At 46.2% G+C, this 13077-nt stretch carries 17 protein-coding genes and 1 riboswitch; of the genes, 12 read left to right on the plus strand and 5 right to left on the minus strand.

Features of this window, described 5'->3' with window-relative positions; genetic code table 11:
• The first annotated feature begins 66 nt into the window (after positions 1 to 66).
• Entirely contained in the window at positions 67 to 246 is a 180-nt protein-coding gene (locus BIT28_RS25630; protein WP_075767800.1) for a hypothetical protein, read from the plus strand.
• A complete protein-coding gene (locus BIT28_RS25635; protein ID WP_075767801.1) occupies positions 243 to 632 on the plus strand; it encodes a VOC family protein in 390 nt (129 codons plus the stop codon). The genes BIT28_RS25630 and BIT28_RS25635 overlap by 4 nt, the downstream gene beginning before the upstream one ends.
• Positions 633 to 686: 54 nt before the next feature.
• Here BIT28_RS25635 and BIT28_RS25640 read toward each other — a convergent pair whose 3' ends face one another.
• The 5 genes from BIT28_RS25640 to hutW all read right to left on the minus strand — a co-directional run bounded on the left by BIT28_RS25640 (position 687) and on the right by hutW (position 4208).
• Positions 687 to 887, minus strand: a complete 201-nt coding sequence (locus BIT28_RS25640) for a hypothetical protein (protein WP_075767802.1) — start codon at positions 885 to 887, stop codon at positions 687 to 689.
• A gap of 147 nt (positions 888 to 1034) precedes the next feature.
• Positions 1035 to 1430, minus strand: a complete 396-nt coding sequence (locus BIT28_RS25645; protein ID WP_075767803.1) for a hypothetical protein — start codon at positions 1428 to 1430, stop codon at positions 1035 to 1037.
• A 229-nt stretch (positions 1431 to 1659) separates the two neighbouring features.
• A complete protein-coding gene (gene hutZ, locus BIT28_RS25650; RefSeq protein ID WP_075767804.1) occupies positions 1660 to 2217 on the minus strand; it encodes a heme utilization protein HutZ in 558 nt (185 codons plus the stop codon).
• A 2-nt stretch (positions 2218 to 2219) separates the two neighbouring features.
• Positions 2220 to 2720: a heme utilization cystosolic carrier protein HutX gene (gene hutX / locus BIT28_RS25655; RefSeq protein WP_175577617.1), complete on the minus strand. Its 501-nt coding sequence runs from the start codon at positions 2718 to 2720 to the stop codon at positions 2220 to 2222.
• 114 nt (positions 2721 to 2834) lie between these two features.
• On the minus strand, positions 2835 to 4208 hold the full coding sequence (hutW, locus tag BIT28_RS25660) for a heme anaerobic degradation radical SAM methyltransferase ChuW/HutW (protein WP_075767806.1): 1374 nt from the start codon (positions 4206 to 4208) through the stop codon (positions 2835 to 2837).
• A 601-nt stretch (positions 4209 to 4809) separates the two neighbouring features.
• Here hutW and BIT28_RS25665 point away from each other — a divergent pair.
• The 10 genes from BIT28_RS25665 (at position 4810) to BIT28_RS25710 (ending at position 13073) form a co-directional block, all read left to right on the plus strand.
• Positions 4810 to 5445, plus strand: coding sequence for an energy transducer TonB (locus BIT28_RS25665; protein ID WP_245823889.1), 636 nt, complete (start codon positions 4810 to 4812; stop codon positions 5443 to 5445).
• A gap of 3 nt (positions 5446 to 5448) precedes the next feature.
• Positions 5449 to 6135, plus strand: coding sequence for a MotA/TolQ/ExbB proton channel family protein (locus tag BIT28_RS25670; RefSeq protein ID WP_075767808.1), 687 nt, complete (start codon positions 5449 to 5451; stop codon positions 6133 to 6135).
• Positions 6132 to 6554: an ExbD/TolR family protein gene (locus tag BIT28_RS25675; RefSeq protein ID WP_075767809.1), complete on the plus strand. Its 423-nt coding sequence runs from the start codon at positions 6132 to 6134 to the stop codon at positions 6552 to 6554. The genes BIT28_RS25670 and BIT28_RS25675 overlap by 4 nt, the downstream gene beginning before the upstream one ends.
• Positions 6551 to 7387, plus strand: a complete 837-nt coding sequence (locus tag BIT28_RS25680) for a heme/hemin ABC transporter substrate-binding protein (protein WP_075767810.1) — start codon at positions 6551 to 6553, stop codon at positions 7385 to 7387. The genes BIT28_RS25675 and BIT28_RS25680 overlap by 4 nt, the downstream gene beginning before the upstream one ends.
• Positions 7388 to 7411: 24 nt before the next feature.
• Positions 7412 to 8464 carry a FecCD family ABC transporter permease gene (locus tag BIT28_RS25685; RefSeq protein WP_075767811.1) on the plus strand — a complete coding sequence of 351 codons (1053 nt, stop codon included), beginning with the start codon at positions 7412 to 7414 and terminating at the stop codon, positions 8462 to 8464.
• Entirely contained in the window at positions 8461 to 9285 is an 825-nt protein-coding gene (locus tag BIT28_RS25690; protein WP_075767812.1) for a heme ABC transporter ATP-binding protein, read from the plus strand. Before BIT28_RS25685 ends, BIT28_RS25690 begins: the two co-directional genes overlap by 4 nt.
• 324 nt (positions 9286 to 9609) lie before the next feature.
• A complete protein-coding gene (gene purR / locus BIT28_RS25695) occupies positions 9610 to 10617 on the plus strand; it encodes an HTH-type transcriptional repressor PurR (RefSeq protein WP_075767813.1) in 1008 nt (335 codons plus the stop codon).
• Between the two features lie 197 nt (positions 10618 to 10814).
• Positions 10815 to 10919, plus strand: a riboswitch (cyclic di-GMP riboswitch).
• A gap of 127 nt (positions 10920 to 11046) precedes the next feature.
• On the plus strand, positions 11047 to 11637 hold the full coding sequence (locus BIT28_RS25700; protein WP_075767814.1) for a TfoX/Sxy family DNA transformation protein: 591 nt from the start codon (positions 11047 to 11049) through the stop codon (positions 11635 to 11637).
• A gap of 274 nt (positions 11638 to 11911) precedes the next feature.
• Complete coding sequence (locus BIT28_RS25705) at positions 11912 to 12304, plus strand: hypothetical protein (protein WP_245823891.1); 393 nt, start codon at positions 11912 to 11914, stop codon at positions 12302 to 12304.
• A 163-nt stretch (positions 12305 to 12467) separates the two neighbouring features.
• On the plus strand, positions 12468 to 13073 hold the full coding sequence (locus BIT28_RS25710) for a carboxymuconolactone decarboxylase family protein (RefSeq protein ID WP_075767815.1): 606 nt from the start codon (positions 12468 to 12470) through the stop codon (positions 13071 to 13073).
• Positions 13074 to 13077 lie beyond the last annotated feature (4 nt).

Raw genomic sequence — 13077 nt, forward strand, 5'->3', positions numbered from 1 at the left:
ATTAATGTCTGTGTTTTTGTTCCTAGTTTAAATGAATAATATACCCAAACAGTGGAGGACGAAGATATGTTAGCCAGTATCAAAAGTATCATTCATCAGAAAGCAGGCGGTACAGCATTAGCTGAGTACTATCGTTCACGGTTGAATACCGCGCATAGTGTTCTTGAGCAAGAAGCCATTCTTTATATGTCCTCACTGCTGTCACTTTACGACTGGGATACCCAGGATAATCAGGAGCGGAAATGAAGATTGAACATGTCGCGATTTGGTGTAATTGCCTTGAAACCATGAAACTGTTTTACCAGCGTTATTTTGACGCCAAGTGCAGTGATATATATAAAAACCCGGAAAAGAAGTTTTCATCATATTTTTTGACGCTGCCAGACGGGCCACGCATTGAGCTGATGAATATGGACTCTTTTCAGGTGCTACCTGCCGATCCTTATATTCAGTTCACCGGACTGGCGCATATTGCTTTTTCTCTGGGCTCTGAAGAAAAAGTGAATCAAATGACTGAGAGATTTACCGCTGACGGTTTCAAGCTCCTGGACGGTCCGCGCTGGACCGGTGATGGTTACTATGAAAGTGTCATTCTAGACCCGGAAGGCAATCGTCTGGAACTGACCGTGTGACAACAACTCCTCACCGCAATAAACCTATTGCGGTAAGTCCTCTCATTGATCAAGCTATGAACAATCATCTTCATAATCACTTAGATTGATTCCCATTTCTTCTGCCACTTCGGCCCAATACGGCTCGGCTTCGCAAACACAGCAGTCACACCAGGGTGCTATCCCTTCGTGCATGTTCTTGCGTTTATTGCGATCCAATTGACGGGAAACTTGGCGTGCTCTCTCCTTATCGAGACCAACAGACACACTTGCCATAAGTTACCTCCTCCCACCTTTACGGGGATATCAATGAAAATATAGCCCGACTCCGGCAAGTAGGTGATCACTTCCGCGATAGTGGTAAGGACATAAAAAAACCGGAACGATAATTCATTCCGGTTTCAGTGTGTCATACAATGTTGCTTATAGCTCTATCGCTTTATTCTGACTAAGCAATTTCATCCCCTGAATATGCTTGACGAACCATTTAACGATTGCCAATGCAGCAATCACAAGCCCAACAACCGGAATAGCGCTTAGTAGCTTATCGAGAAAATCACTCTGTACCCAGTATTCAGCACCGGCAACCATACCGCTGGTCGTAGCAGCCGTTACACCCAATACCACAAAGAAAGTGAAGAATAAGAAGAAGGTACGGATGATGGTGTAATAATGGCTGTATGTCAGCTCATCGGTGCCCTTATTCAACTTATAAGCAGAATAAATAACAGCAACAATGCCTGATATCATAAAAGTCAAAGGGGTTAGAAAACTGGCGATATACGCAAAGCGCACACCGCTTTTAGTATCACTGGACATAAATGAAACTCGTTTTTTTTGTCATCAATAGAATAATTATCACACGTTTTTTTTGCTCAGCAAGCGAGCCCTCGTATTACGATGATCCGGATCAAGCGATTCCGTCAGAGTCCGTAATAACGACCTAAACGAACAAAGACCTGTCGATTGCCAAGCAGCGATATGCTGCATGAATAACCACCCAGGCCCTTGTTCTTAATTCTTGTTAGTTCTTGTTAGTTCTTGCTAACTATAATTCTTCGTTTGGTGTCGTGATCTCGCTGCCGTCCTTGATTCGTTTATGCCCTTCCTGCAAATGAACAAAATCAACCAGATCGTCACCGCTTACCTGAAATGCCTGGCCAAACCCCTTCACAAACAACCCTTGAGTTGGCTCAAGGCGGAACAAAGTAAAGTCTTCCAGGCCACTTAAACCATCGACTACCTCACCAAAGCGCGCTTTCAATCCCTCTACAGCAACAAGCCAGCGTTCACTGTTTCGTTCTACTACAACCACGTTTGCCTCAAAGGTCAATCGCTTGCGTGCATAGATGGTCTTCGATGTCCCCTCATCTTCAATCATCATCAATGATACCTGCGGATTTTCAAGCAGGTTACGGGCATGTTTGGCAATTTGGCTGATTAACACATAGTAGCCATCTTCCAGCAGGGCAAACGGCGCATAGCTAACGTTAGGCTTGCCTTCGGCATCCACGGTTGCCAATTGCAGTGTCAGACATGATTCTCGAAACTCTTTGATTTCAGGGCCAAGTCGATTTTGAAGGCGTTCTTGCTTTACTTCATTCATGTTTACTTTTCTCCAAGGTATTTTTGTTTTAATTGTTTGAATTTTTCGATTTGATCCGGAAATAGCTGACGTTGCTTGTCACGCCCCAGATAGACTTTAAAAACACATTCACCGGCTTGAGCAAAAAAACCGATAAAATAACTTTCCTGTCCCATGAACGATTTACTGACCAACGCAATATCTGTGACAAGGTCTAAACGCAAGTGACCGTGTAACTCCCCTGGTTTCCCCATTAAGTTGTAATAGCCACGCGCTTCCTTGCCTTTCGGAAACGGCGCTTTCACCTCAAAAATTGACCCCATAGAGTGAACAATAGTCGTGACTTGTCCCCAGGCTGGTAAATCTTCAAGAATAACTTTTGCATCCTCTCCCGGCACAGGCACAACCAGTTCGTCAGGAAATGCCATTACTACCTCACCTTCTGTTACACCTAAAGTCTCAGCAATAGCCATTGCATGCAGCTTAGGATCGGATGCCAGTAGTTCAGCAACTTGGGACTTCATTGCTTCAAAAGACTTGTTCTCGAACACAGTATTTCTCCAGATAAGGTCATTTCTAAGCTAACTCAGGACGCCGTATTCAGAACACCTTTGATAACTTATTTATATAGCTAAATATTAGGCGGCTTTCGACAATGGGTACTTTTGCAATACTTCTATCATTGCCTGCGCCAGCGACACTGACCAGAACTCTCCAGCCAATGTAAGTGACAAATAGTCACCTTCAAGGTTTACCAATCCATTGCGCTGCCAGATAGCAAACAGCGGTCGGCAATAATGGAAAATGTCCCAGCCGAACTTGTTACTCAATTCAGCAGCAGACAAAAATCCCCGATCAAAGCTCGCTTTGACTTCAGAGTGCAGCGCAGCCTGAGAGGCAACACGCGTCATCATGACTACCGGGATTTGCTCCGCTTTCACAGCAGCAATGTAGTCATCCAGGTTCCGTTGCTGCATAAGGCCAAAGCCACCCAAATTACCGCCGGCGCCTGCACCCAATGGCAGTACTTCGGCTGACGTTTTCGCCAGGCTGTTGTAAATGCTACGTTCTCTGTTATCGCGAGCCCAGTGGTTGACACTTAAGCGGCGAAGGTGATGCTTGGCCATAAAGCTCACACCATTTTCGAACATCGTTGCTTTTGTCGGAGTGTCGGCCGGATCTGGCAGGCGACCTTGCTCGACCATGCCTTTCATCGGAGTTCCACCCATTTCGATCAGCTGATACAGATCAACGCCATGGGCACCGCTATCTAAAAAGTCATTCAGATCTTGCTGCCAGATAGCGATATCCTGGAAAGGCAGGCCATACAGAAGATCAATCACAATAGGTGCCGCATTGGTCGCGCTTAATTCCTGTATACGCTTGAGGACAACATCGCGGTCATCAAGTCGCTTTGCCTTTCTCCGTACTTGCGTATCAAAGCTCTGTACCCCGAAGGAAAAGCGATTAAATCCCCCGTCTAGCGCCGCATCGAACATACTGTCATCAAAGCGATTAATACGACCTTCAAGCGTGAGTTCACAATCTGTAGTAAGCGGAAAATGTTGGCGTATCATTTTGCCAAGGCGGTTAACCTGGGCGGGCGTCAGATCCGTTGGGGTTCCGCCACCAATATAGACCGCATGAAACGGTGCTGACTGCGTCCATGGCATCTTTGCCTTGAACGTCAGTTCAGCCATTAAGGCTTCAAAATACTCGTCAATTAGAGACTGGCTCGATGCATACTGGAAAAAATTGCAATAGGTGCACCGGACTCTACAAAACGGAATGTGAACATATAGGCATCGCTTTCCATTTTGATTTGCCGCCATTTCACTATTCAGGGCGGTTAGAATCATCGGTTGCCGTTCCTCTTCAGCAACCATGGCACTCATTCCCCCTGCATGCGCCGAACGTTTACTTGAAAAAGCAAACCGCAGAGGGTCAGGCGTGTTTTTACCCGTTATTTCAATGGTTAGATTTTCAGGGTTTATCTGTTGTTCTACATTCATAGGTAATACGAGCAAACGATGGTCTGCTCCTCCTCACCAAATCTCTTTATCAGCTATCAAGACAGTCATCATAAGACTGATTCATGATGATTATTCGTTGAGCAGCTTGCTGATTACTTTCATTATTTTTTGTACCACTCAGAGGCATTAAAAGCCCTATACCTGAAAGCGCTTTTCTGCGCCCAAATGATAAACAATCTTATTTGCAAGCATCATAATTTCGCGCAAATGAGATTGCAAATGATAATTGATATTATTTAATCTTTATGGATAATGAAGAACATTCTCACCCCAAAACTGACTTTTGATAGTTCTGTTATTAGCTTTTTATATTTAAATCAGAAATTTATTCACGAAAAGTATTGAAGTGATTATAAAACTAACTAACAGGCGATTGACCTTGTGAGATGGAGAAAAATCAGTGAACACAAAACGATATGTAATTGCCGGCGCTACATCGATAATTATCCACAGCGTCCTTCTGTCAGCAGTCCCCAACAAGATTGTCATGGCTATGCCCGTCGGTACTGAGTCGACTCGAGTATCACTGAACCTTGTATCCGCTCCCAAACCCGCACCTCAGCCAACAGTAGTAAAGGAAGTGGCTCAAGAAGCCGTTCAAAAAACGACACCGGTTTCCGAACCCATGCCGGTAGTAAAAGAAACGAAAGTCAAAAAGCTGGTCAAAAAGAAAGAGCCTGAGGCCGTGAAAAAAGCACTGGCACCTAAACCTAAACCTAAACCTAAACCTGAACCTGAACCTGAACCTGAACCTAAGATAACCAAGCCGGAGCCAAAAAAAGTATCAGAAAACCCGGTCAAAGAGGTTACCAAAAAGATTGATAAGCCAGAGCCACCAAAGAAAGTGGACGAGGCCAAGCCAGCAACGCCAAAATCGGTCGCTAAACCCAAAGCAGAGATGAAATCTGAACAAGCCGCTGGAGTGAATAGTTCTCCCAGGCTGGTTACCCGTCCGACATTTGCAACCCGCCCGAGCCCGGTCAAATACCCCAAAATCGCAAAGCGTCGAGGTATAGAAGGACAAGTAATGATTGAGGTATGGATCGACAAAAATGGCAAACAGATCAAACAGACACTCGTACAATCTTCTGGTGCCCAAGTGCTTGATAAAGCAGCTATTGAAGCCATAAAACGCTGGCAATTCTCTTCTCATACCGTAGACGGACAAGCAATTGCACACCGTGTACAAATTCCTGTTCGTTTTAAGTTGGATTAAACAATGGACAACATCTATCAGCTACAAAACCAATTTGGCCTAATGACCTGGCCACTTCTTATTTGTTCGGCACTTACCGTGATGATCCTATTAGAGAGGTGTATTCAGGTCTTGTTGTGTACAGGAGTCGGAAGAAACAAAATTACGGCCTTGCTTGCCAGGCAAGACCGTAACGATGATTCGTCACTCAACCAATTTGCTGAAAACCTGAATAGTCAGCGTCCATTACTCTATAAGGGCGTAGCAATGCTTATCTCTCACCGGCACTTCAACAAACCGCTACGTGAAGATGCGGCAGGGATCTGGCTGCAGCAAAAACGTACCCAGCTTCGTTCTGGCTTGCGACTACTGACCTTAATTGGCGTCATTAGTCCCCTGCTCGGCCTACTGGGAACAGTGCTCGGTCTGATAGAAATGTTCAAAGGCATCGCGGTTTCAACCGGCTCTGTAACCCCTAACGATCTGGCCGATGGCCTGGGACTGGCGATGCGTACCACTGCGGCAGGACTGATCATTGCCTTGCCGGCAATTACCGGTGCCCAGCTACTCGGGCTTTGGGCAGACAAGGTGACGGCTAAGCTGGAACATACCCTCAATTATTGCAACCTATGGCTCGAAGGGCTGAATCTGGTTCCGAACGGCCAGCCTGACTCTCTCATGCAACATAATCAGGCCGGGGTTCAGCAATGATCCGCACCAACAATACCGGCCAGTTCGAAAATGAGCTCACCCCTGATCTGACGCCACTGCTGGACATCATTTTTATCGTCATGGTTTTTCTGCTCCTCACTGCCAGTGTCAAGCTGGAGTCACTTGAGGTCGAGCTGCCTCAGACAGAAACAAAAGTGCTGCAAACCACCGACTCCGATCCTGTCACGATCAACCTGACAGCACAGCCACCTTACTGGGCCTTGCAAGGCAAAGCGGTAGAAGGGTGGGAAGCGTTTCAGCAGGCAGTGCTCAAAGAAATCAAAACCAACCCGGAGAAGCCAGTGGTTATCGGCGCCGATAAGGCTGGCTCAGTGGAGAACATGCTTAAGTTACTCGCCTTTCTTCAACAACATGACATAAAAGCCACCCAACTATTAATGGAAGAGGACAACTCATGAAGCGTATCGCTCTGGCTACTACATTACTATTTGCTGCCTGTTCCGTCTGGGCCAATGAACGCATCATCAGTGCCGGTGCCGCCATTACAGAACTCATCTATGCGCTTGAGGCTCAAGAGCAGCTTGTTGCTGTCGACATTACCAGCAAATCGATGGTCGACAGCTCAGTTCCGACTCTGGGATATCACCGCCAGCTATCTGCTGAGAGTTTAATTGCGTTCAACCCGACCCGGTTATTAGGTTCGAACGAAATGGGTCCCAAAACGACCTTGGAACTGATCCAGCAAGCCGGTATTGAGGTCGATATTGTTAATTCTGGTGAAACTGTCGATGATTTACTGGCTCGGATTGATGAAATCGCCCTGTTAACGAATAAAAAAACGGAAGCCAACCAACTGCACGCTGTCGTAAAACAGCAGGTTACGGCGATCAATGCTACCCTTGCCGCTCATAAAGAGCGCAAGAAAGTCCTCTTCCTGATGATTCATGATGGCCGTCCCGCTAACGTTGCCGGGCGTAACACTACGGCTGATACCGTCATCCGACTTGCTGGTGCAATCAATCCTGCCGCCAGTGCAGTGGAATCATATAAACCGATATCGACCGAAGCCATGGTTCAAATGCAGCCAGACATTATTTTGATCAGCTCCCGTACACTGCACAATATCGGCAGCATCGAGGATCTGCTTAAAAAGATGCCGCTACTGGCAGCAACACCAGCCGGACAAAATAAAGCACTTGCCACCATTGACGGTACCGCACTTATTGGCGGCCTTGGCCTAAAAAGCCTGAGCGAAGCCGAGCGCCTAAATAGCGTTTTCTACAACCACTGATCCTGAAGCTTTCTACGGTTACTTATGCACTCAAGAACACTACAGCCCCAGCGAATGCCTGTCGGCATTATCTTTCCATTGAGCTTTTTGCTACTCACAATTGCCGTCATCACGTCGGTAGCTGTCGGACCTATGGCGATCAGCTTTTCTGACAGCCTTAAGGCACTGTTACCATGGCAAACCGATCTACCGACCCATATCGAGATTGTGATCCATAAGATTCGTCTTCCACGTACCCTGCTCTGTATCGCGGTCGGCAGCATACTGGCACTCTGTGGTGCTGTCATGCAGGGACTTTTTCGCAATCCTCTGGCTGACCCCGGTATTATTGGCGTTTCAGGGGGTGCAAGCCTTGGCGCAGCGCTTGCCATTGTTATCTTTGCCCCTCTGGCAGCATCATTTCCGCTTCTACTTACCATGGGAACCGTACCGGTGTTCGCCTTTATTGGCGGCGCAGCCAGTACCTATCTGGTTTATCGGCTTGGTACCGATAAGAACGGTACCTCTGTGACTATTATGCTGTTGGCAGGTGTCGCTATTGGCGCATTATCCGGAGCCGGGCTTGGATTAATGAATTACTTTGCCGACGATCAGGCGCTGCGCGACTTGTCGCTTTGGTCTATGGGCTCCCTGGCTGGGGCTACCTGGCCGGGTATCACCCTTGCCTTTGTCACACTTGGCGTATTGCTACTGGCTTTCGACCGCTATGCCAATGCACTTAACGCCTTCCTGCTGGGAGAAGGTGAAGCCAAGCACATGGGCGTAAATGTACAAAAACTCAAGCGGCTGCTCATTTTGCTCTGTGCCGCCGGTGTCGGGGTTACCGTTTCTCTCACTGGTGTTATCGGATTTATCGGCCTCATTATTCCGCACCTTTGCAGAATGCTTACCGGGCCAAACCACAAGACACTGCTACCGCTATCTGCACTACTCGGAGCCCTGATCCTGCTGATCGCCGACATGCTGGCCCGGGTGGTTGCCGCCCCGGCAGAATTACCCGTTGGGATCATCACCGCAATCCTCGGTGCACCTTTCTTTATCCTCCTCCTTACCAGACAAAAGGGGAAAATGTCATGATTTCATCAGATACAGTGCAGAAAGCTGCCATCAACGCCAAGGGCTTGCACTTGAGCCTAGGCGGAAAAACATTACTCAGTGACTTCGACATTTCAATTGCCAGTGGTGAGCTGACTGCACTACTGGGCCCTAATGGCGCGGGAAAGAGCACGCTGCTCAAAGTACTGTGCGGCGAAGTTGATGCAGGGGGAGACATCGAATTCTTTGGCAAACCGCGGGCTGAATTTAAACCAGAACATCTTGCCAAGCACCTAGGAGTCCTGCCACAGCACAGTAATTTAACTTTCGCCTTTACTGCACAGGAAGTGGTAGAGCTTGGCAGCATCCCCCTTCAGATTCCTAATGCTGTAACCCAGCAGATTGCTAAGGAAAAAATGCAGATTGTCGATGTGCTCTCATTAAGAGAGCGCCTCTACCCCACCCTTTCCGGTGGTGAAAAGCAACGAGTACATTTTGCCAGAGTGCTTACTCAGCTCAGTCATGCAGGTGAACAATGTGTCCTAATGCTCGATGAACCAACCTCCGCACTTGATCTCGCCCACCAGCACCGTACTCTTGAGGTTGCCCGCGAACTTGCCCGTTTAGGGGCCGCGGTTATCGTTGTGATCCATGATCTCAATTTGGCTGCACAGTATGCCGATCGCCTGGTCATAATCAACGAAGGAAAAATCCAGGCAGATGGCTCCCCGTGGCAGGCTCTGACCAGTGAAACGATCAACAGAGTTTACGGCTGGCCTGTGCACATCACAGCACATCCGACAGATGATTATCCGGTAGTCATATCTTCTGGTATACCAACGGTCTACTCGGAAGCCACCTAAATAGGATATGCATCTAGTTTGTGTAAAATCGCATTGAGTTTGTTGATATCTATCAAGAATTTCAAGGTTGGGATACAGAAACGTTGCACTGTGCGCTACACTCAGTAGAATGTGAACGCAAGCGATTACACAATGAAACGCCCCGTAAGGCAAGAGAACAAAGCCGCTCGTGAATGAAGCGGCTTTTTGGCGTTTTAGACGCTGTACCAAACAGACTAATTATCTAATGCAGTCAGATAATTACTCTGTTTGGTACTATTGATTACAAGTGATTATGAAATGGTCGGTTCTGACCTCTGATCTTAAATTATTAGAAGAATAAATATGGCAACGATTAAAGATGTTGCACGTATGGCTGGTGTATCAACGACAACAGTATCTCACGTGATCAACAAAACACGCTTTGTTGCAGAAGCAACACAGAAAAAAGTATTAGCGGCTGTAGATGAATTAAATTACGCACCAAGTGCTGTTGCACGAAGCCTCAAGTGCAATACAACCCGTACTATCGGTATGCTAGTTACCAAATCGACTAACCCTTTCTTTGCCGAGGTTGTACATGGTGTGGAAGAGTATTGCTATGGTGAAGGCTATACGCTGATCTTGTGTAATACCGAAGGCAACCTTGAAAAACAACGCGATTACCTGCGCATGCTGGCAGAAAAGCGTGTTGATGGTCTGTTGGTCATGTGCTCTGATCTTGACGAAAAGCTTCTCGAGCTACTTGAGCGTAAGAAAGATCTGCCGATGGTGATCATGGATTGGGGGCCGGAAAGCCCGCACACTGACAAAATCCAGGACAACGCTGAACTCGGTGGCTATGTTGCGACCAAATACTTCATTGAACACGGTCATACCAACATTGGCTGCTTGTCTGGCCACCCAGATAAATCAACCTGTCGTGAGCGTCTGAAGGGCTTCTATAAAGCGATGGACGAAGCAAAGCTTGATGTCAATGAAAGCTGGCTGCTTGAAGGTGACTTCGAGTGTGAGTCTGCTGTTATTGCCGCCAACAAGTTCATTGCCATGAAAGATCGTCCAACCGCAATCTTCTGCTTCAATGACATTATGGCAATGGCGCTTATCAGTACCTTTGAACAGGCTGGTTTACGGGTTCCTGATGATATCTCTATCATCGGTTACGACAACATCGATCTGGCTCCCTATTTCTCGCCACCTCTTACTACAATCCACCAGCCTAAGCGTCGATTGGGTAAAACAGCGATTGAAATCCTGATGGAGCGTGTCAAAGATAAAGAGCACGAACGACGTATCTTTGAGATGGCCCCGGAGCTCGTTGTACGTAAATCAGTAAAAGACCTGAACGCATAAATGACCTAGCACGCCCCCATCAAAAAAGCCGATATCTGATATCGGTTTTTTTTGTCTTTAACTCTTTTTTTACTGTAAATATTTTAAGGCATTTATGCTGCTCTCATCCCATAACTGGGATCTATTACTTGAAGCAAGATCACAGTTTTCAAAGTGGGAGCAAGTTCAAAAATATTATCTGAGATATTCTTAAATAGTCACGAACAAGGCAAACCATCCGAAAGGATGGGACGCAAAGCTTCCGGCCTAAAAGTGGTTAGTTTATCAATAACTAAGTTGCTTATGGTAGCGGGGTTGCCGATGGATCTAGCAATAAGTGATGTCATGAATCCTGACATATTTCTGACATAACTTTTTTGTGAAATTTGCTAATCTGAAATCCTCGCTCTGTTGTTAGGTGACTCAAGATATTTTTCACCGAGAAGAAGCATGGACAAACCAGTACTTAAAGAATCACTACGATTATTCAATTGTTTCGAGAATGTAAAATCTCGCTCGATGTTTGGCGGTTTTGGTATATTCGCGGGTGAAACCATGTTTGCACTTGTGGTAAACGATAAGTTGCATCTCCGAGCTAATGCCGACAATGAAGAAGAATTTAAGCAGGCAGGTTTAACTCCTTACGTTTATAAAAAGCGCGGGTTTCCTGTTGTGACTAAGCATTACGCTATTCCGCAGGAATGGTGGGATGAACCTGGAAAAATTCTTTGCCAAGCGAAGCGTTCTTTTACTGCCGCTAAACAAGATAAAGAAACCAAAAGCAAATCAGGTCCTAGTCGTATAAAAGATTTACCGAACCTACGTTTAGCTAACGAACGTATGCTGAAAAAGGCCGGTATTACGACCGTTGAAGAGCTCTTTGAAGCCGGTGCACTCAATGCCTATAAAGCATTGCAGCAAACCCATCAAGAGTCGGTAAATATCGAGTTGCTATGGGCCCTTGAGGGTGCAGTTAGCGGCCAGCATTGGTCGGTAATTACTAAGCAGCGTCGTTCGGAACTTCTTTCTGAATTACCGTGAACAACCCTATAGATATTTATAAAAAGAGGTGCTAAGCACCTCTTTTTTTATTACCTATTTTCAGCATACCCAACTAATGGAAATAAAAATATACGCATAGCCACTTATGCATAATTATTTTATTACCACTTTTTTGCTCCCCCCAATGACAATTTTTTGTCATATAACGTCAAATATTGATACCTCTCACAAAGCTGTTCATAAAAGCATCAATATCCTTTTCATCAATATTGTCATTAGTAGAATTGGGCTGTCATTCTAGCAGGAGGTTGTCATGCACTGTTCCAAGCCTTTTCCTGGACAAGCAGACCAGATGTTCAAAGACAAGTTTTGCAAGTGGCCCAAGCTTATGCGTGCCTTGGTGATCATTAGCTTATTTCCACCCGCTGCTGCCTTGTTTATGGTTACCCGACAACTGGCACCAATAGACGCACTTGATGACACCCTGTCGCTAACGATTGGCTTTAATGTCATATTGCTGCTTTGGGGCATATTGCTGAAAATACGCTCCAGAAAATACTGGTACCGCAACTACCATATAGGTAAAACGATGGCCTTGGCTGTCATGCCGCTTATCGCATCCGGCTATATATTGTTACAACAGCCTGAAGTGCCGAGTATGGCAAAACAGCAAAAGAGCCAAACTGTTTACATTTCACTCAACTAGTCGAAATTAAAGATTTTTCCCTAGTTTTTTGAAATTAATTTGCCCTTTATTCGGTCTCTGTCTCATACCAATCTCGTATTTTGTTTGATCATTGCATCTACCAGATTGATATACTCGTTGTAGCATAAAGTTATAACCAGACAGGCATTATTAAGGGGCTCATGTGCGTATTCCAGCCAAACAACACTATTCTTTACTTATCAAGCCATTGCTTTGGCTACAGAAACGCCACTACGGTAATGTACTAAACCCCGCTCTGCTTTGGGGACGCCGCCCTACTCTATTCTGGCTTGTGGCTGGCTTTTTTGGCTACCTGGACCGAAAATCATCACCTGTGACCCCAGTTACGCGTTCTTTGGTCTGCGTGCGGGTGTCGCAACTCAATAACTGCGAATTTTGCGTCGATGCCAATGGCATGAAGTTAGCCGAACGTTGCGACTCTGTCGAAAAAATCAAATCACTCGCCAACTGGCAAGCCAGTGATCTTTTCGAACAGCAGGAACGTGCCGTGCTCGCCTATGTGGAAGCCATTACCATCACAGGCCAACGTGTTGATGAAGAAATGATCGCACAGCTGAAACAATGGTATGACGATGATGCCATTGTCGAACTCACCGCCTTGATTTCATTCCAGAACCTGTCTGCAAAATTTAACACAGCCCTTGATGTACCGAAGCAGGATTTTTGCCATCTTCCTATTCAGCCAGACGATATTCAGCTGCCAACAGAAGAGCCTATAGCCTCTCCTTCGGACGACGATAAAAGGTAAAGTC

Origin of the sequence: Photobacterium proteolyticum (assembly GCF_001939735.1) — a bacterium.
Taxonomy (GTDB): domain Bacteria; phylum Pseudomonadota; class Gammaproteobacteria; order Enterobacterales; family Vibrionaceae; genus Photobacterium; species Photobacterium proteolyticum.